The following is a 19,661-nucleotide window of genomic DNA, read 5'->3' as shown; positions in this document are numbered from 1 at the left end:
CCAAGGCCCCCATACAGACCGTAGGCTGGGTTGGAGCGAAGCGCAAACCCAGCGATCCATCCGGAACCCTTGAGCGCTGGGTTTCCGCTGTGCTTCAACCCAACCTGTGCGCTTCTCAATCCCGAACGATTGCCATCGACAACACGCCCAGCATGAAAAGCCCCATCAGCAGCAGCCCAAGGAAATTCGCGTTGCAGAGGTACCGGTTGATCCAACGCTTCTTTTCTTCATCGCTGAGGCTTCGCCGGTACGCCCGCATCTCTTCGTGCGGCCACTTCGTCCACAGGAACGAGAACCACGGCGCGTCATCGACCACGAGCGCCTTGTCGGCGATCCGCACCTTGACGACGCAGAAGAAGAGCAACCAGAAGACGATCTGGTGCGTGAACCCGGCGATGAAGATCGTCTGCAGCAGGATGAGGAGTGTTTCCAAGACTAGGTCTCCATCACGCGGCGAAGATCAGTCTCGTGGGCTGAGTTGAAGCGAAGCATGGCTTTCAACGGCGGAGCCGGTCAACCCAGCAGGATGTCCGGATGGCCGAGGATGCTGGGTTTACGCTTCGCTTCAACCCAGCCTACGGCGGATCGGATTGTTCGGCGCCATAGGTTGGGGGGAGCGAAGCAAACCCCAACACGCGACCTCTGGCGATGCAGGAGTCGAACTCACTCCCGTGACGTTGGGCTTCGCTTCGTTCACCCCAATACATGCCACTGATGGGTATCGCCTTCGGCTCCACACATCCTACGTGCTGCTTACGTAGGCTGGGTTGAAGCGCAGCGCAAACCCAGCAGGATGTCCGGATGGCCGAGGATGCTGGGTTTACGCTTCGCTTCAACCCAGCCTACGGCGCTGGATCGCCCTACTCGTAGATCTGACCGCAGACGAGGAAATCCTTGAACTGCTCCCAGCTTATTTCTGGCATGAAGGACACTCGCCTTTCCATGGCGAGAAGAAAGACCTCAAGAGAGCGTTCGTTCGCCTCGTGCTCACTGACGAGGCGCGCGATAGCCAGATACAGCTCGCGATTCGTATCCAGCGACGACGTCATGCGAACGGCCTGGAATCGGCCGCGTGGTTCACCAACGCGGCGCCTTCGTCAGCGGCGGCGCTTCATGCTGGCGGTCGTAGGCGCGCAGTTCTTCGCGGATGTGCTGGATGCGCTGGCGGCCGAGGGTGTTGCGGCTGTCGTCGAGGACCACGCCGCCGAGCAGTTCGGCCATGCGTTCGACGTTGGGAACCAGCTTCTCCCAGGCTTCCAGTGCGGTCATCGGCGCCGGCAGCGTAAGGAAGAACGCGATGGCCGGGGTTTCCAGTTCGCGGATGTGGGCCATGTCGAAGCTGCCCGGCTGCATGATGTTGGCCATGCTGAAGACCGGGCCGCGTTCGGGGTGCCCTTCCACCAGCCGGTGGAACACGTTCATGTGGCCGAAGGTCAGGCCGGTCTTCTCGGCCGCTACGACGATGTCCTCGCCGCGCAACACGTGGCCGGCCTTGGCCGCGACGTACAGCGAGACGATCTTGTCGAAATCCTGGTTGGGCCGCTTGCCCAGGTCGCTCTCGACGCCGACGACGGGCGTGCCGCCGGCCAGGCCGAGTTGCGGCTGGCTGACGCGTTCGCCGCTGTAGTCCTGCACCTGCTCGCTGGTGTCGTCGCCGGCGATGCTGGGCTCTACGCGCGCGGTGTCGCGCTCGGTGGTTTCGATGCGGCGGCCCTGGCTGGGCTTCTTGGGACGTCCGAACAGGAAGATCGCCGCCAGCAGCAGGACGCCGGCGACGAGGATTCCGATACGAAGCATGGCCATGTCGGACACAGGGGATTCTCCGGCAGGTTGGGATCGATCAGGGTCAGGCGGCGCCAGCCAGGCGGGCGGCCTCTTCGAGGTCCACCGACACCAGGCGACTGACACCGGGTTCCCTCATGGTAACGCCACTGAGCTGGTGTGCGGCTTCCATCGTGGCCTTGTTGTGGGAGACGAACAGGAACTGCACCTTCTCGCTCATCTCCTTCACCATGTTGGTGAAGCGGCCGACGTTGGCCTCGTCCAGCGGTGCGTCCACCTCGTCCAGCAGGCAGAACGGCGCGGGGTTGAGCTGGAAGATGGCGAACACCAGCGCCACTGCGGTCATCGCCTTCTCGCCGCCGGACAGCAGCGAGATGTTGGAGACGCGCTTGCCCGGCGGGCGCGCCATGATCGACACGCCGGTATCCAGCAGGTCCTCGCCGGTCAGCTCCAGATAAGCGTGGCCGCCGCCGAACAGGCGCGGATACAGCTGCTGCACGCCGGCGTTGACGCGGTCGAAGGTGTCCTTGAAGCGGCCGCGGGTCTCGCGGTCGATCTTGCGGATGGCTTCTTCCAGCGTGTCCAGCGCCGAGGTCAGGTCGGCGTTCTGCGCCTCCAGGTACTCCGAGCGCTGGCTGGCTTCGCCGTATTCGTGGATGGCGGCCAGGTTGACCGGCTCCAGGCGGCGCATGCGGCCGTCGATCTGGGTGACGGCCTGCTCCCACTCGCGGATGTCGGCGACTTCCGGCAGCGTGTTGACGACGTCTTCCAGCACGAAGCCGCCGGCCACGACGGCGTCGGACAGCTGCTCGGCCTTCAGCGCGAGCGCCTGCTGGTCGAGCTTGCGCTGGGAGATGCGCTCGCGCTGGGCCAGGGCCTGCTCATCGCGCTGCTGGCGGGTCTGTTCGTACTGGCGCAGTTCGTTGTCGATGCCATCCAGCAGCGCGCGCGCTTCGGCCAGCTGGCGGTCGGCGGTGACGCGATGCTCCAGCGCGGCCTGGCGCTGCGCATCGAGCTCCTGTACCGGCGAATCGCCTTCGTTCAACTGCAGGGTGAGTTCTTCCAGGCGCGAGTCCAGCTGGCCACGCTGGCCGCCCATGCGGTCCAGGGCCTGGCTCAGCGAGACGATCTGGGCGCGCTGCGATTCCAGCGTCAGCGCCAGCGCATGCGCGGTGTCGCGCGAGGTGCGCGCGGCTTCGCGGGCCTGGTCGCGGGCGTCGACTCGTTCACGGCGCTCGCTTTCCAGCGCCTGGCGGGCGGACTCGAGGTCGCCCATGCGGCCGACGGCGTCTTCCAGCTTCGTGCGGGCTTCGCGGGCCTGTTCGCGGCTGGCGTCGAGGGTTTCGACGAGTTGGGCGATCTCGCCGTCGATGCGTTCAATGCGGGTGCGGGTGGCGTCCACGCGGCCCTGCTGGCTCTGCAGCTGGCCGGCCAGTTCGGACACGCCGCGGTGGGCCACGTACAGCGTGCGCTGTGCGTCTTCGCGCTGCTGCTCGGCGGCCAGCAACTGGTCGCGCAGGTGGGCCAGGCGCTCTTCGAGTTCGGCTTCACGGGCCTGCAGCGTTTCGATCTCGCCGCGCAGCGACTGGATCTCGCGCTCGCGCAGCAGTGCGCCCTGCTTGGCCGCGCCGGAGCGCAGCACGCGCACCCAGCCGTTGCCCAGGCGTTCGCCGTTGCGGGTGATGACGGAATCGCCGTCGGGCAGCTGCGCCTGCAGGCGACGCGCCTCGGCCAGGTCGTCGGCGACATGCAGGCGGGCCAGCAAGCGACGGATCGCGGCCGGGCCCTGCACTTTCGCGGCCAGCGAAGTCGGCGAGAAGGCGACGTCGCCCGCCTCGCCCGACACCAGCGCGATGCGGCCTTCGCCGAGTTCACCCAGCGCATCGACCAACGACTCCGGGGCATCGACCAGCACGCCTTCGATCAACTGGCCGAGCGCGCCTTCGACGGCATTCTCCCAACCCGGCTCGACGGTGAGCTTCTCGCCCACGCGCGCCGCGCTGTCCAGCCCGCGCGCCTGCAGCCAGCTCATGGCGGCGCCCTGCTCCTGGCCGAGCGCGGCGTGCTGCAGCGTTTCCAGCGAGGACAGGCGGCCACGGGCTTCCTGCGCGCGCTTGCGCACGTCGGACAGTTCGGTCTGCGTGCCGCGCTGCTGCTCCTGCACGTCGGCGGCGCCCTGTTTGCGCGCCTCGACCTGCTCGGTCAGCGTTTCCAGCGATTCCTTCTGGGTGTCGTGCTGCAGCTGCAGCTGTTCGAACGCGCTGGCCAGCGCGTCGAGATCCAACCCGGCGCGCTCATTGGCCAGTGCCTCGCGGCGGCGGTCGGCCTCGAAGGCCTGGCGGTCCAGGTAATCGACGCGGGTGCGTTCCACGTCGCCGGCGCGCGAGGCTTCGGCCGTCTCGCGGCTGTGGGTCTCCCAGCGCTGCTGCCAGTCGGCCAGCGCCGTCTCGGCCTCGCGCAGGGCGTCCTGGCGCATGACGTCGTCTTCGCGCAACTGCTCGAGCTGGGGTTCGGCATCGGCCACCGAATCCCGCAGGACATTGAGGCGCGTCTCGTCGCCGCTGATGTGCTGGCCGAGTTCCTGCAGCGCGTTGTGGACTTCGTCGCGCGCCTTCTTCAGGCGTTCGGCAAGCTCGCGCTGGTGCTGGATCTGCTGTTCGACGCGGGCCAGCGTGCTGCCGATCTGGTAGACCTCGCCCTGTGCCTTGTTGAGGCCGTCGGCGGCTTCCTCGCGACGCACGCGATCGGTCTCCAGCAGGCGTTCGGCTTCGCGCTGCTCGGCGATCAACTGCTGCAGCTTGGTTTCTTCCTGCCCCAGCTTCTCGCGCAGGCCCTGCAGCTTGCCGTCCAGGCCGCGGTACTCCAGCGCCTTCCACTCGGCATCCTTCACCCGGCGCTCTTCCTGCAGCGCCTTGTACTGCTCGGCCTGCTTGGCCTGGCGCTTGAGGTGTTCGAGTTGCTTGCTGATTTCCTCGCGCAGGTCGCTGAGGCGGTCCAGGTTCTCGCGGGTATGGCGGATGCGGGTCTCGGTTTCCTTGCGGCGCTCCTTGTACTTGGAGATGCCGGCGGCTTCTTCCAGGTACACGCGCAGGTCTTCCGGGCGGGCCTCGATGATCTGGCTGATCATGCCCTGCTCGATGATCGAGTAGCTGCGCGGGCCCAGGCCGGTGCCGAGGAACAGATCGGTGATGTCGCGGCGGCGGCACTTGGTGCCGTTGAGGTAATAGTTGCTCTGGCCGTCGCGACTGACCTGGCGCTTGACCGAGATTTCGTTGAACGCAGCGAACTCGCCGCTGATGGCGTGGTCGCTGTTGTCGAAGATCAGCTCGACCGTCGCCTGGCTGACCGGCTTGCGCGCCGAACTGCCGGAGAAGATCACGTCCGTCAGCGAATCGCCGCGCAGGCGGCTGGCCGAGCTTTCGCCCATGACCCAGCGCACCGCGTCGATGATGTTCGACTTGCCGCAGCCGTTCGGCCCGACCACGCCGGTCATGTTGGTCGGCAGGTGGAGCACGGTGGGATCGACGAACGATTTGAAACCGGACAGCTTGATGGTGGAAAGGCGCATGCGGCGGTGTCTTCCGGGCACCGCGACCGGACCGAGCCGACGCGCTGCCGCAAGTATGTAAAGGGATCAGCTTTGATTGCCAATCTATTGATTCATATGGCAATCCGGTACAGCCAAAGGCGCACCAACAAATGAGTATAGCGGCCCCCGCCATGCTGTGCCCGGGCCTCCGGTCGCCGTACGCCACCCCGGGCGGGAAGTACGGGAAAGGCCCGCGCCTGTTAGCATCGCAGGCCGCTCCACCCCTCCCCCCTCCCACAGCAACGGCCCACATTCCGTGTCTCTTTTTGCATCCGTCGAACTGGTGCCCGGCGACCCCATCCTGGGGCTGACCGAGGCTTTCAACGCTGATCCCCGTACCCAGAAGGTCAACCTGGGCGTCGGCATCTATTACGACGAACAGGGGCGCATCCCCCTGCTCGACTGCGTGCGCCAGGTGGAACAGGCGCTGGCCGCCGCCGCCAAACCGCGCGGTTACCTGCCGATCGACGGCCTGGCCGCGTACGACGCCGCCACCCGCGAGCTGGTCTTCGGCAAGGACTCCGCCCTGGTCGCCGCCGGCCGCGTGGCGACCACCCAGACCGTCGGCGGCAGCGGTGCGCTGCGCGTCGGCGCGGACCTGCTGAAGAAGCTGCTGCCGCATGCGACGGTGGCGATCAGCAACCCGAGCTGGGAGAACCATCGCGCGGTGTTCGGCGCGGCCGGCTTCGATATCGTCGACTACACCTACTTCGACGCCGCCACGCACGGCCTGGATTTCGCCGGCCTGCTCGCCGACCTCGGCCAGCTCAAGCCCGGTACCGTCGTGCTGCTGCACGCGTGCTGCCACAACCCCACCGGTGCCGACCTGACGGTCGACCAGTGGAAGCAGGTGGCGGGCGTGCTGAAGGAACGCGGCCTGTTCCCCTTCATCGACATGGCCTACCAGGGCTTCGACAAGGGCATCGCCGAAGATGGCGCGGCGGTGCGGATCATCGCCGATGCCGGTGTCGACAGCTTCGTCGTCGCCAATTCGTATTCGAAGTCGTTCTCGCTCTATGGCGAGCGCGTGGGTGCGCTGTCGGTGGTCGCGCCCGATGCGACCGCCGCCAAGGCAGTGCAATCGCAGGTCAAGCGCATCATCCGCACGATCTACTCCAGCCCGTCCACGCACGGCGCCGCACTGGTGGCCGGCGTGCTGGCCAGCCCCGAGCTGCGTGCGCTGTGGGAAATCGAACTGGGCAGCATGCGCGAGCGCATCCATGCGCTGCGCGCAGGACTGGTCGACAAGCTCGCCGCGCTGGGCGCACCGGAGTTCGGTTTCATCCAGCAGCAGGCGGGCATGTTCTCGTACTCCGGCCTGGGCAAGGCGCAGGTGGACCGCCTCCGCGACGAGTTCGGCATCTATGCCGTCGGCACCGGTCGCATCTGCGTGGCCGCGCTGAACCAGCAGAACCTGGACTACGTGGCGCAGGCGGTTTACACGGTGGGTCGCGGCTGACCCGCCATTATCCGCTGCAACGGAAAAGGGAGGCTTCGGCCTCCCTTTTTTCTTGCCCCTCGCCCGCCTCAGCCGAGCCGCACGCCACTGTCCGGGTCGAAGAAATGCGGCACGGCGTTCTCGAGGGTAAGCCGCAATGCGTGACCGGGTTCGGGCAGGTGCTGCGGCGGCATGCGCGCGACCAGGGCCTGGTCGGCGTAGGACATGTTGACGAAGACCTCGTTGCCCACCGGCTCGATCAGCTCCACCTGGGCTTCGAACGCCGGCTTGCCGATGCCGGCCGGCTGCAGGTGCTCGGGCCGCAGCCCCATCGCCACGCGTCGTCCCAGCCAGGCGCCGGGGACCGGCGCCGGCCCCAGCGGCACGGCCGCGCCGCTGTCGAGGACCAGGCGCACCCCATCGTCCTGCTGCAGCGTGCCATGCAGGACATTCATCGCCGGGCTGCCAAGGAAGCCGGCGACGAAGAGGTTCGCCGGCCGGTCGTACAGCGCCATCGGCGTATCGATCTGCTGGATCTCGCCGTCCTTCAGCACCACGATGCGCTGGCCCAGCGTCATGGCTTCGACCTGGTCGTGCGTCACGTAGACCATCGTCGCGCCCAGTTGGCGATGCAGCCGCCCGATCTCGGTGCGCACGGAATGGCGCAGCTTGGCATCGAGGTTGGACAGCGGCTCGTCGAGCAGGAACACCGAGGGTTCGCGCACCAGCGCACGCCCCAGCGCCACGCGCTGGCGTTGTCCGCCGGACATCTCGCGCGGCAGCTTGCCCAGCATGTGGGTCATGCCGAGCGTGTCGGCCGCGGCGTTGACCCGCCGGTCGATCTCGGCGCGCGCCACGCCACGCAGCTTCAGGCCGAAGGCGAGGTTCTCGGCCACGGTCATGTGCGGGTAGAGCGCATAGCTCTGGAACACCATCGCGATGTCGCGGTCCTTCGGCGCCACGTCGTTCACGCGACGGCCGCCGATCAGCAGGTTGCCGTCGGTGATGTCCTCGAGGCCGGCGATCATCCGCAGCAACGTCGACTTGCCGCAGCCGGACGGCCCCACCAGCACCATGAGCTCGCCGTCGGCGATCTCGAAACTGGCCCCGCGCACGGCCACCTGGCCGTTGTCGTACACCTTGCGCACGCGGTCGAGTTGGACGCTGGCCATCATTGCTCCGGTCGGGCATCGCCCGTCTGCTGGGTTGCCGCCGCCGGGCCCCTCCCGGTCGCAGCCGCCGCCCTCGCGGGCGACGTATCCGCTTCCCGTTCCGTGGGCGGGGAAGTTGCGCTATTCTGCCATGTAACCGTTTTCACAGCGCAAGCGGCCCCGGCGCCGATGTCCTGAAGTCCCCACCGCACATCCTGCCGCCCATGCGTTCTTCCTCGCCCCGCACGCTTGCCCCCGCACCGGCGTATGCCGGAATCGCGCATACGTATACGCATGTCGAATACGCGCGCGCCACGACATCCCCGCGGCGCAGGTGCGCGCTATCATGCGCCGCCCACGCGACGTGGCCACTCCACGGCAATACAGGATCGACCAGGCGAATGCAGCGGACCAGTTTCGGAAGCCACACTGCAGCGAACAGGATGTTTCCCGCATGAGCAACGCTGATCGCGTCCTCCTCGCCGATATCGGCGGCACCAATGCGCGCTTCGCGCTGGCGGACCCTCATGCCGCCGTGCCCTTGCTCGACGACAGCGTGCGCGAGTTCGTGGTGGCCGATTTCCCGTCCCTCGCCGATGCCGCGCAGCACTATCTCGACGAGACCGGCGCCACGGCCCAGAACGGCGTGTTCGCCGTCGCCGGCCGCGTCGATGGCGATGAAGCCCGCATCACCAACCATCCGTGGGTCATCTCGGTGAACCGCACGCGCCAGGCGCTCGGTTTCCAGGGCCTGAAGCTGGTCAACGATTTCGCCGCGCAGGCCATGGCCGTGTCGCTGCTAACGGCGCGCGACGTGGTCGCCATCGGCGGCGCGCGCTGGACGCCGGCACCGCTGTCGGTGCCGCGCACATACGCCGTCATCGGCCCCGGCACCGGACTGGGCGTCGCCGCGCTGGTGATCCGCGACGGCCGCGCGTATCCGCTGGAAACCGAAGGCGGCCACGTCAGTTTCCCGCCCGGTACGCCGGAGGAAATCCGCATCCTCGAAATCCTGTCCGCGCAGTTCGGCCGCGTCTCGAACGAGCGCCTGATCTGCGGCCCCGGACTGGTGAACCTGTATCGCGCGCTCAGCGAAATCGCGGGCGAGGATCCGGGCGGTCCGCTCGAACCGAAGGACGTCACCGCGCGCGCCGCCGCCGGCGATCCGCGCTGCGTGCGCACGCTGGATGTGTTCTGTGCGGTGTTCGGCGCGATCGCAGGCGACCTGGTGCTCACCACCGGCGCATGGGATGGCGTGTTCCTCACCGGCGGACTGGTGCCGAAGCTGCTGCCGTCGCTGCAGCACTCCGGCTTCCGCCAGCGCTTCGAACACAAGGGCCGGTTCTCGCCGGCGATGGGCCGCGTGCCGACGCTCGCGAACGTGCATCCGCGTCCCGGCCTGCTGGGTGCGGCGGCGTACGCGGTGGAACTGTTCGGCCCGGGACAACCCGCGCGCGCCTGAGGTTTCGCGCATTTGCGCGCTGCATCGCAGCAGGATGCGGCGCAGCGCACCAAGACTGGTCTTGCTTTGGTCACTTTCGCGCCTGCGTCAAAGGCAGTAGAAAGCAGCATGCCGTCGCCGTCTTCCTCCGTCCTGCCGCTCCGCACATGGGGCCCCGGGTGCGGCGCGCTCCTCACGACCTCTTCCGCCACGACATGCAGAATTCCCACGTCTGCAGCCTAGCCCTACGCCCATGAGCCTGCACCCCCGTATCCAGGAAGTCACCGAACGCATCCGTCAGCGCAGCGCCCCGTTGCGCCGCGCCTACCTCGACGGCATCGACGCCGCGCACCACGGAGGTCCGCAGCGCGAACGGCTGAGTTGCGGCAACCTCGCGCACGCCTTCGCTGCGTGCGGCCCGACCGACAAGGGCCGCCTGCGCGCCGATGCCACGCCCAACCTCGGCATCATCAACGCCTACAACGACATGCTGTCGGCGCACCAGCCGTTCGAGCACTACCCCGAGATCATCCGCCAGGTCGCGCGCGACCTCGGCGCGACCGCGCAGGTCGCCGGTGGCGTGCCGGCCATGTGCGACGGCGTCACCCAGGGCCGCCCGGGCATGGAACTGTCGCTGTTCTCGCGCGACGTCATCGCGCAGGCCACGGCGATCTCGCTCAGTCACGACATGTTCGACGCCGCGCTCTACCTGGGCGTGTGCGACAAGATCGTCCCCGGCCTGCTGATCGGCGCGCTGGCGTTCGGCCACCTGCCCGCGGTGTTCGTGCCGGCCGGTCCGATGACGCCCGGCATCCCGAACAAGGAAAAAGCCGCCGTGCGCGAGCGCTACGCCGCCGGCCAGGCGACGCGCGAAGAACTGCTTGAAGCCGAAGCCGCGAGTTACCACGCCGCCGGTACCTGCACGTTCTACGGCACCGCCAACTCCAACCAGGTGCTGCTGGAAGCGATGGGCCTGCAATTGCCAGGCACGTCGTTCGTCAATCCCGACCAGCCGCTGCGCGATGTGCTGACCCGCGCCGCCGCCGAGCGCGCGCTGCGCATCACCGCGCTGGGCGACGACTACCGGCCGATCGGGCGCCTCATCGACGAGCGCGCCATCGTCAACGCGATGGCGGCGCTGATGGCGACTGGCGGTTCCACCAACCACACGATCCACTGGATCGCGGTCGCGCGCTCGGCCGGCGTGGTGCTGACGTGGGACGACATGGACCTGATCGCACAGACCGTGCCGCTGCTGGCGCGCGTCTACCCCAACGGCGAAGCCGACGTGAACCGCTTCGCCGCGGCCGGCGGCACGCAGTTCGTCTTCCGCGAACTGCTCGACGCTGGGCTGATGCACGACCTGCCGACGATCGTGCCCGGCGGCATGCGCGCGTTCTGCGACGAACCGCGTTTGCAGGATGGCGGTCTCGCCTATGCACCCGGCATCGCGCAGAGCGCCGACGAGGACGTGGTGCGCCCGGTCGCGCGCGCGTTCGAAGCGCAGGGCGGCCTGCGCCTGCTGCGCGGCAACCTCGGCCGTTCGCTGATCAAGACCTCGGCCGTGAAGCCGGAGTACCGCTTCATCGAAGCGCCGGCCGTCGTCGTCGACGACCCGCGTGCACTCAACAAGCTGCACGCCGCGGGTGCGCTGCCGCAGGATTTCGTCGCCGTCGTCCGTTACCAGGGCCCGCGCGCGAACGGCATGCCGGAACTGCATTCGCTGGCGCCGCTGCTGGGCCTGCTGCAGAACCAGGGCCGCCGCGTCGCACTCGTCACCGATGGTCGCCTCTCAGGCGCGTCGGGCAAGATTCCCGCCGCCATCCACCTGACGCCGGAAGCCGCCCGCGGCGGTCCGCTCGCGAAGCTGCGCGAAGGCGACATCCTCCGTCTCGATGCGGAAGCCGGCACGCTCGAAGCGCTCGTCGACGCCACCGAATGGGCATCGCGCGAGATCGCGCCCAACACGTCGCCCGCCGCGCTGGACCTGGGCCGCAACCTGTTCGCGATCAATCGCGACGTGGTCACGCCGGCGGACCGCGGTGGCATGTCGGTGTCCTGCGGCCTGCCCTTCCACGACGGCACCTGGGAGTACGATGCGGAGTACGAGCTCGGCGATGCCGCGCATGCCGCCGACGCCCCGCACGAAGCCAAGGATGCCTGACCAACACCGTGTGGGAGCGACGTCAGTCGCGAAGCTTTCCCGCATCCGTAGTCGCGACTGACGTCGCTCCCACCACCGACCCATCGCACACCTGCACATGACCATCGAAGCCCGCCAGCAGAAAGCCGAATCCCTCCTCCGCGCCGCCGGCATCCTGCCGGTCGTCACCGTGCACACGCTGGACGAGGCGCGTCGCGTCTCCGAAGCCCTGTTGAAAGGCGGGCTGCCGGCAATCGAGCTGACGCTGCGCACGCCGGTGGCGATGGACGCGCTGGCGATGCTGAAGAAGGAACTGCCGGACATCGTGATCGGCGCGGGCACCGTGCTGACGACCGAACAGATCGCGCAGTCCATCGACGCAGGCGCGGACTTCCTCGTCACGCCCGGCACGCCGCCTGCGCTCGCCGATGCGCTCGCCGCCGCCGACATCCCGGTGGTGCCCGGCGCTGCGACCCCGACCGAACTGCTGTCGCTGATGGGTCGTGGCTTCCGCGTCTGCAAGCTGTTCCCCGCCACCGCCGTCGGCGGCCTGGCGATGCTGAAGGGCCTGGCCGGTCCGCTGTCGGAGCTGAAGATCTGCCCCACCGGCGGCATCACCGAAGACACCGCGGCGGATTACCTCTCGCAGCCGAACGTCGTCTGCATCGGCGGTTCGTGGATGGTGCCGAAGGGCTGGCTCGACAACGGCGAGTGGGACAAGGTCACCGCCAGCTCGGCCAAGGCCGCCGCCATCGTCAAGGGTGTGCGCGGCTGAGGCAGCCAAAGGGTTAGCCGTCGAGATGGAAGAGAACGCATACGAGACACTGACGTTTCGCGCTGAGATCTCACTCGATCAAAGCGCGATGTTCGGTCGACCTGGATTTGGCTCCGGTATACGTCCAAATCATCGTCTACCCGGCAGAGATTATTACGTCTTTGGGCAGATCGATTTCATCGACATCGACTGGCTAGTACCAAGCGAAACATGTGAGGCGACCTGTGTTTTCGTGGTCCCTAAGCAGGATGTCGCCACGTTCGTTTCCGGCTTCCGCTGGGAATTCTCGGAGGGTATTCGCCGCGTCGGCTTTGGCCACATCTTATGGATCGATAACACTTAGCGACCCATCATCCTTTCGGCGAAGGACTACGCTATGTATTTGCCGGCAGCGTCACAGCGACACGCTGTCGCCGCCAGCTGAAGGCCAGCACGCCATACCAGCCGATCATCAGCAGGCCGAGCCACCACTCGAAGACGTTCTCCCAACGGTCTTTCGCCGCGGGATCCGGGACGGCCAGCCCCGCCACGACATTGGCGACGCCCAGCGCCAGCATCGCCATCGCGATCCACGACATCCACGCGATGACGCTCGCTGGCAGTGCCTGCATGCGCGACGCGCGACGCATCAGCGCCAGTTGCGCGAGATAGCCGAAGCCGAAGTACACCACCACGCCGTAGCGGCGCAGGAAGCGGTAGGCCTCGCCTTCGGTGCCGAGAAAAGTGGCGTAGACCGCCAACGCAATCGCCGACATCACGCCCAGCACCAGCATCAGCCGGCCTCCGCGCAGCCAGTGCCGAGCCAGCCACCACACCAGTGCATGCAGCACGGCGCACGGGATCACCAGCAAGCGGAACAGGTGGTTGCCGTCGCCATGGCGGGCGGCGCGGCTGATCGACACGCAGCCCTCGAGATACGGCACGCAGGCCGGCACATGCCCGGCCTGGATCGACAGCAGGTAGGCCGCATGCGCCGCGACCAGGAACAGCAGCGCGATCAGCAGCGGCAGCGGCCAGAGCGGGAGGCGGGCGTCATCGGCGTTCATGGCAGCAGGCGCGGACAGGAGCCGCGCCTACTTTATCCCCATCCGCCTGCGCTCAACGCGTGCGGATGCTGACCTTCGCCGGCAACGTGGTGATGCGCAGCTCGCCATCCTTCCACGGCGCCGGCTTGCCGTTGATGCGGGCTTCACCCGGCTCGCCGGCGTACGGCCACGGCAGCACCAGCCCACCGGCCGGCAGCTTCATGCCCGCCTTCACGTCGAGCTGGAGCTGCCCGTCCGTCTTTCGCAGCCGGTAGCCGAGCGCGCCGTTCGGCGTGCGCAGCCCGTCGATGGCGATGCCCTCGCCGTCCAGCCACGTCGCCGGTACGCCCGCCGCCAGCACGAGGCTGTCGTCGGCTTCCCGTGTGTAGGCGAACATGTCCAGCGCCGAGCGCACGAAGTCCGACGCGACCCAGGCGTGCGGAAGATCGCCGACGAAGAACGGCTTGCGCGGCGTGCGCGATACCACTTCCGCCCACTGGTTCCAGGCCTGCGGCGCGCGGTCGTCGAAGAAGAAGTCCAGCACCTCCCACGCGCGCTCGCGCCATCCCAGCCGCACGAATGCGGCCACATTGCGCCACTCGTACGGCGTGTAGTCCTTCCACTCGCGCTGGCCATCGCGGCGCTGCACGAATTCGCGCCAGTAGCGCTGGAAGGTGTTGTCCAGCAGGTCGGCTGGTAGCTTGCCTTGCTCACCACCCGGGGCCAGCGCGATGGTGGTCGAGGTCGGGTCGAAGTCGCCGATCTCGGCCGCACCGGGCAGGTAGTCGATCTTGTTGCGCTCGGTGGCCGCACGCAGCGAGGCGTAGAGGTCGTCGCGGAATTGATCGCGGGAAGCGGCCATGCGCCTGGCTTCACCCGTCTCGCCCAAGGCGTCCGCCACTTCGACGGCATCCTTGTAGCCGCGCAGCGCCCAGAAGTTGTCCCAGTACGAATGCATCGGCTTGGCCGAATAGCCTTCGTGGCTGATCGAGGCCGGCATCATGCCGTAGAACGCCGCATTGATCGCGCGGTTGGCCTCGGTGCGCTCACTGAGGCGCAGCTCTTCCATGTAGGCGAATGCGCCCTGCACGTGGGGCCACATCGCCTTCAGGAACGCCTTGTCGCCCGTATAGCGGTAGTACTCGGCGATGTTGAAGACCAGTTCGCCGTGGCTGTCGTTCTCCGGCACCGGGTCGCTACCGCGGTCGTCGACGCAGCACGGCACCTTGCCGTTCTTGAACTGGTACGGCGCGTACCACTCGACGTACTCCTTCACCACTTCCGGACGACCCAGGCGCAGCAGGCCTTCGGAAATCATGGCGCCGTCGCGGATCCAACTGCGCGAGTACGAACGCGTACCCGGCTGCAGACGCGGTCCAATGCGCGAGATCAGCATGTGCGCCAGCGCGGTGCGCAGCGTATCGGCGACGGGCTGGCCTTCGGCAGGCACTTGCAGCTTCATTTCGTCGAGCTTCTTCCGCCAGACGCCCGTCATCGCCTGTTGGTCGCGTGCCGCATCGATGCGTGCCGGCAACGCACCCTCAAGCGGCGCGACCCAGTCGATGTCCCGGCTCGCACCCGGCGCCAGCGTGAAGCGGTAGAGCACGGCACCGGAGGCCAGGCCTGTCGCGTCGCCGTCGACCGATGCGGTGGTCGCCTTCGATGCGTCGCTGTCTTCGATGCGTTCGCGCACCATGCCTTCATCGAAGCGCGACGCCAGCACGGCATCCGGCGTCGCGAAGCGCAGACTGGCGCGCCCGTTCACGCTCGCCACGCCATCGCGCAGCGCGATGGCATGGATCGGACTGAAGCCGCCCGTGGTGTTGAGGAACTGGCTGGGCGGATTCACCTGCCATGGCTGCACGGCCAGCGCGAGCGCGTACTCGCGTGGCGCCGCGCCGGTGTTGGTCAGGCGATGTCGCGCGACCACGCGGGAATCGCCGGGCGCGCCGGCCGCGAAGGCCGTGGTGGACAGCGAGAAAAGCGGGTGCGTCCAGGTGACCGTGGGAATCGGCAGATAGCCATCCTGCAGCGACTGCGCCGCCCGCACGTCCGACCAGCCGACCCAGCGGCCATCGATCTGCACGAACGGCTCGACGCTGATGCCGCCCTTCGCGATCTCGATGGCGCCGTCCTCGCCGATCAGGCCCTGTTCGCGGCCGCCGTCGAGGCCAACGATGGTCCAGTACGGTTGCTCGCCACTGAATCCGCGCGGGAACCAGCCCTTCGGCGCATCGACCGCCATCGCCTTGATCACATCGTTGGGATGCGCCGCGAACGACAGCGGCTTCACCTCCAGCCCGGCGAGGGCGAACGAGGTGCCCGGGCCGTCGCCGACCGACACGCGGATGTAGCGCGCCTCGGACTCCGGCAGCGCGAGGTAGTCGCGCCCGCCATTGCCGTCCACGACGGTGCGCACGTCGCGCCAGCGCGCGCCATCGTCCGAGATCTGCACGAGGTAGTCGGATGCGTGTTGGCCCGCCTTCCAGTCGAGCACCAATCCGCCGAATTCACGCACCTTGCCCAGATCCAGCGTCAGCTGCGGGTCCTGGTTGCCATGCAGGTCCGCGGACCACGCGGTATCGGGTTTGCCATCCACCGCCAGCGATGCGGCACCGGCGGGGAACGCGACGTTCGCGCTCGCCTTGCCGGTCAGCGGTGCACCGTCATCGACGGGCAACGGCTGGAACGTCAGCTGGTCGAAGCAGACCGAGCCCTTGCCGCCGACGTTGTTGTAGATCGTGTATTCCAGCTTGACGCTCTTGCGAAGCACGCGGTCCGGATCCGGGCCCCAGGCCTTGTCGATGTGGCGGGTCTTGTAGCGCACTGGCGTCCATGCGGTCGGGAAATCGTACTTCGGCCGGTTGACCCACCACACGTTGTCACCGCTGGCATCGACGACCTTGAACTGCAGGTCGTTGCGCGGCGAATCGCCGCGGAGCTGGAAACCGAACTGGTAGTTCTGCGGATATTCGAGCACCAGGTCGCGCTGGATGCCCGCATGGCCCGATACGCCGTTGAAGTCGTAGTCCAGGCACAGGGCCTTGCCATCGACGCCGTCCACCGGCCGCAGCGCGCCGCTGACCTGGTTGGAGGTGACCACGCGCCAGGTGGACGCGTCATCGAACGCATCCAGCACGCGCACGGGATCGGCGGCATGGGCGCCGGCGCAGACTGCAGGAAGCAATACCAACCCGGCCGTCAGGCGGGCGAAAGTCGACACCATGTTGTCATCTCCGTCAGACACGGGCGGCAGGCGCGGCGGGTTCAGCCCTTCACGCTGCCCAGCAGCAAGCCCTGGATGTAGTAGCGCTGCAGCACGAGGAACAGCAGCAGCACCGGCAGGATGGTGACGACCGAGCCGGCCATCATCAGTTCGTAGTCCATCACGTGCTCGCGCGACAACGCCGCCAGCGCCACGGGAAGGGTCTGCAGCGCATCGTCGCTCAGCACGATCAACGGCCACATGAAATCGTTCCACGCGCCGAGGAAGCTGAAGATCGCCAGCGTCACCAGGATCGGCTTCAGGCCCGGCAACACGATCTGGAAAAAGATGCGGGCCTCGCTGGCGCCGTCGATGCGCGCGGCCTCGAGCAGTTCATCGGGGATCGAGCGCGCGTACTGGCGCACCAGGAAGATGCCGAAGATCGCCGCCATGCCGGGCACGATGGCGCCGGCATAGGTGTTCACCAGGCCCATCTGCTTCAGCAGCAGGAACAGCGGCATCATCGCGACCTGCGCGGGGATGACGAGCGCGGCAAGCAGCGCGCGGAACGTGCCGTCGCGCCCCTTGAAGCGCAGCTTGGCGAACGCATAGCCCGCCATCGTGTTGAACAGCAGCGACAGCAGCATCACGCTGGTCGAGACGATGAAGCTGTTGATCAGGTAACGCCCCATGCCGGCGCGCACGAACAGGTCGCGGTAGTTGTCCAGCGTGGGCGCCGCCGGCAACAGCGGCGGCGGGAAGTGCCCCGCTTCGCCGGTCTGCATGAAGGACACCGACAGCATCCACAGCAGCGGACCCAGGCTGAGGACGGCCAGCGCGACCAGCAAGCCGTTGACGACGATCGTGGCGAGGCGCTGGTTCATTCCACGCCCCGCTTGCGCGCGAACCACAGCAGGCCGCTGGTGACGGCCGTCATCAGGATGAAGAGCAGGAATGCCACCGCCGAGGCGTTACCCAGGTTCCACCACTTGAAGCCTTCTTCGTACATCAGGTACAGCACGCTCTTGGTGCTCTCCAGCGGACCGCCCTGGGTCATCACGTAGGGCTCGGCGAACAACTGGAAGTAGCCGGCCATGGTCAGGATGCCGACCAGCAGCAGCACCGGGCCCAGCTGCGGCAGGGTCACGTGGCGAAACTGCGCCCAGCGCGAGGCGCCATCGATGCGCGCGGCTTCGTAGAGGTCTTCGGGGATGCTCTGCAGGCCGGCCAGGAAGATGATCATGTTGTAGCCGAAGTTCTTCCACACGGCGAACAGGATGATGGTCGGCATGGCCCAGGTCGGATCGCCCAGCCAGTCCACCGGATCGATGCCCACCCACGACAGTCCCCAGTTCACCAGGCCGTACTTGGTATGGAAGAGATAGCGCCAGATCACCGCGACCGCGACGACCGTGGTGACCACCGGCGCGAAGAACGCGGTGCGGAAGAAGCCCTTGAAGCGCCCCAGCTTGGAATGCAGCAGCAGCGCGGCACCGAGCGACACCGCGACCGACAGCGGAACGCCGACAACGACGAAGTAGACCGTGTTGCCCAGCGATTTCCAGAACAGCGGGTTCTGCAGCAGGCCGAGGTAGTTGTCCAAGCCGACGAAGCGCAGGTTGCCGATGTCGGCCAGTGCATAGATATCGAAGTCGGTGAGGCTGAGCACGAACGCCGCCAGCACCGGCAGGCCGAAAAAGACGACGATGACGGTCAATGCCGGCGCGGCGAACAACCAGCCTGCGAGCGCGTGGGTCGACCTCATGGCGCGGCCCCTGTCTTGTCGGCGTGGTCCAGCATCCAGCGCCGCTTCTCGAGGATGCGGTCGGCGCGCCGGTCGAGCTCTTCGACCGCCTGGTCCACCGTCATGCGTCCGTTCGCGACCTGTTCGCCGACGAGCCGCATTTCGGTGGCGATGCGCTCCCACTCCGGCACCTTGGGCGTCGACACGGCCCGCTCCAGTTGCTCGCGGAAGGCTTTCGCATAAGGATCCTCAGCCAAGGCGGGCGTCAGCCACGGAGAACGACGCGGCGGAAGATCACCCGTCAATGCATGGAACTCCGCCTGTACCTGCGGCGACGACAGCCAGGCAATGAGCTTCCAGGCCGCAGCCTTGTTCGGCGAATTCCTGAACACCACGAAGCTGGTGCCGTTGGCGAGCGACGCGCCCGGCCCCGTCGGCCCCGGCAGCGGCATCGTCATCCAGTCGCTCTGCTGAGCAGCCGGCAAGCGTTCCTTGAACTTGGCGATGTTCCAGGGGCCCGAGATGTAGAACGAATAGAAGCCCTTGCCGAATTCGTCCCACACGTTCGAGATCTGGTTGTTGGTCACCACCGGTGCCCACTGCTGGTCGAACATCTCCTTGTAGAAGCCGAGCGACTGCCGGAAACCTGCACTGCGGAAATTGCCATAGCGCCCGCCATCGCGCAGCAGCGGTTCGGGCTGCTGGATGGCCAGGCTCAACAGCGGCTCGAATTCGTTGAGCGGCAACAGGATCGAGTAGTTGCCCTCGCCCGCCACCTGCTTGACCTCGCGCAGCGCGATGCGCCATTCGTCCCAGCTGGTGGGCAGCGTCTTGACGCCGGCCTTCGCGAGCACATCGCGACGGTAGAACGGCAAGCGCGTCTCGACGTACCACGGCACTGCGTATGCGCGCCCGTCGATCACGCCGGTATCCCAGACGCCCGGGAAGAAATCCGCCTGGTTGAAACCGGGCGTCGCGGCGATCTGGTCGTCCAGCGGATCCAGCGCGCCGAGCGCAGCGAACTCCGGGATCCACGTGTTGCCGATCGGGCACACGTCGGGCAGCGAATCGCCAGCGAAGGCGGTCAGCAATTTTTCGTGCGCCGACAGCCACGGCACGATCTGCAGGTCGACATGGATATCGGGGTGCTGGCGCTCGAACTCGGGCAGCAGTTTCGCCACCACTTCGCCTTCATAACCCATCACCCAGAAGCGCACCGTGGTACGCGCATCTTCCGTGCGCGTGCAGCCCGCCAGGCAGAACGTGAGGCCCAGGACCACGAGCAGGAAACAGCAGCGCACCAAGGCCGCCCTTCGAAAGAAGGAGGCCCTGATGCGTGCTGGAGAGAACGACGCTGGCACGCGCTCG

General features: G+C 67.3%; 15 protein-coding genes. 5 read left to right on the top strand and 10 right to left on the bottom strand.

Annotated elements, in window-relative coordinates:
* Window positions 1–115: 115 nt before the first annotated feature.
* The 4 genes from ASD72_RS16450 to smc all read right to left on the bottom strand — a co-directional run bounded on the left by ASD72_RS16450 (window position 116) and on the right by smc (window position 5,350).
* Window positions 116–433, bottom strand: a complete 318-nt coding sequence (locus tag ASD72_RS16450; RefSeq protein WP_056881011.1) for a hypothetical protein — start codon at window positions 431–433, stop codon at window positions 116–118.
* A gap of 427 nt (window positions 434–860) precedes the next feature.
* Window positions 861–1,049, bottom strand: a complete 189-nt coding sequence (locus tag ASD72_RS16445; RefSeq protein WP_056881010.1) for a hypothetical protein — start codon at window positions 1,047–1,049, stop codon at window positions 861–863.
* 28 nt (window positions 1,050–1,077) lie between these two features.
* Window positions 1,078–1,812, bottom strand: a complete 735-nt coding sequence (gene zipA, locus ASD72_RS16440; protein WP_056881009.1) for a cell division protein ZipA — start codon at window positions 1,810–1,812, stop codon at window positions 1,078–1,080.
* Between the two features lie 34 nt (window positions 1,813–1,846).
* Window positions 1,847–5,350, bottom strand: a complete 3,504-nt coding sequence (smc, locus tag ASD72_RS16435; RefSeq protein ID WP_056881008.1) for a chromosome segregation protein SMC — start codon at window positions 5,348–5,350, stop codon at window positions 1,847–1,849.
* Window positions 5,351–5,627: 277 nt separating this feature from the next.
* Between smc and ASD72_RS16430 the strand changes: the two genes are divergently transcribed.
* Window positions 5,628–6,830 carry an amino acid aminotransferase gene (locus ASD72_RS16430; protein WP_056881007.1) on the top strand — a complete coding sequence of 401 codons (1,203 nt, stop codon included), beginning with the start codon at window positions 5,628–5,630 and terminating at the stop codon, window positions 6,828–6,830.
* Between the two features lie 68 nt (window positions 6,831–6,898).
* Here the strand turns inward: ASD72_RS16430 and ugpC are convergent, their stop codons facing one another.
* Window positions 6,899–7,981, bottom strand: a complete 1,083-nt coding sequence (gene ugpC / locus ASD72_RS16425; protein WP_056881095.1) for a sn-glycerol-3-phosphate ABC transporter ATP-binding protein UgpC — start codon at window positions 7,979–7,981, stop codon at window positions 6,899–6,901.
* A 433-nt stretch (window positions 7,982–8,414) separates the two neighbouring features.
* On the opposite strand from ugpC, the gene glk reads away from it, so the two are divergent.
* From glk to ASD72_RS21085, 4 genes are all read left to right on the top strand, one after another.
* A complete protein-coding gene (gene glk / locus ASD72_RS16420) occupies window positions 8,415–9,422 on the top strand; it encodes a glucokinase (protein WP_056881006.1) in 1,008 nt (335 codons plus the stop codon).
* Between the two features lie 232 nt (window positions 9,423–9,654).
* A complete protein-coding gene (gene edd / locus ASD72_RS16415) occupies window positions 9,655–11,565 on the top strand; it encodes a phosphogluconate dehydratase (RefSeq protein WP_056881005.1) in 1,911 nt (636 codons plus the stop codon).
* A 97-nt stretch (window positions 11,566–11,662) separates the two neighbouring features.
* The gene (locus ASD72_RS16410) at window positions 11,663–12,319 is read left to right on the top strand and encodes a bifunctional 4-hydroxy-2-oxoglutarate aldolase/2-dehydro-3-deoxy-phosphogluconate aldolase (protein WP_056881004.1); all 657 of its coding nucleotides are present in this window, start codon (window positions 11,663–11,665) and stop codon (window positions 12,317–12,319) included.
* Window positions 12,320–12,344: 25 nt separating this feature from the next.
* Window positions 12,345–12,662, top strand: a complete 318-nt coding sequence (locus ASD72_RS21085; protein WP_155944703.1) for a hypothetical protein — start codon at window positions 12,345–12,347, stop codon at window positions 12,660–12,662.
* A 31-nt stretch (window positions 12,663–12,693) separates the two neighbouring features.
* Here the strand turns inward: ASD72_RS21085 and ASD72_RS16405 are convergent, their stop codons facing one another.
* The 5 genes from ASD72_RS16405 to ASD72_RS16385 are packed head-to-tail and all read right to left on the bottom strand — an operon-like array spanning window position 12,694 to window position 19,594.
* Window positions 12,694–13,365, bottom strand: coding sequence for a hypothetical protein (locus ASD72_RS16405; RefSeq protein ID WP_056881003.1), 672 nt, complete (start codon window positions 13,363–13,365; stop codon window positions 12,694–12,696).
* A gap of 52 nt (window positions 13,366–13,417) precedes the next feature.
* Window positions 13,418–16,570: a discoidin domain-containing protein gene (locus ASD72_RS16400; protein WP_081420397.1), complete on the bottom strand. Its 3,153-nt coding sequence runs from the start codon at window positions 16,568–16,570 to the stop codon at window positions 13,418–13,420.
* 41 nt (window positions 16,571–16,611) lie between these two features.
* Window positions 16,612–17,433, bottom strand: coding sequence for a carbohydrate ABC transporter permease (locus tag ASD72_RS16395; RefSeq protein ID WP_056881002.1), 822 nt, complete (start codon window positions 17,431–17,433; stop codon window positions 16,612–16,614).
* The gene (locus ASD72_RS16390; protein ID WP_056881001.1) at window positions 17,430–18,314 is read right to left on the bottom strand and encodes a sugar ABC transporter permease; all 885 of its coding nucleotides are present in this window, start codon (window positions 18,312–18,314) and stop codon (window positions 17,430–17,432) included. Before ASD72_RS16390 ends, ASD72_RS16395 begins: the two co-directional genes overlap by 4 nt.
* The gene (locus ASD72_RS16385; RefSeq protein ID WP_235578038.1) at window positions 18,311–19,594 is read right to left on the bottom strand and encodes a sugar ABC transporter substrate-binding protein; all 1,284 of its coding nucleotides are present in this window, start codon (window positions 19,592–19,594) and stop codon (window positions 18,311–18,313) included. The genes ASD72_RS16390 and ASD72_RS16385 overlap by 4 nt, the downstream gene beginning before the upstream one ends.
* Window positions 19,595–19,661 lie beyond the last annotated feature (67 nt).

Source organism: Pseudoxanthomonas sp. Root630 (assembly GCF_001427585.1).
Lineage (GTDB): Bacteria > Pseudomonadota > Gammaproteobacteria > Xanthomonadales > Xanthomonadaceae > Pseudoxanthomonas_A.
Note: the sequence above shows the minus strand (reverse complement) of the source record. Positions and strands in the feature narration are given on the sequence as shown.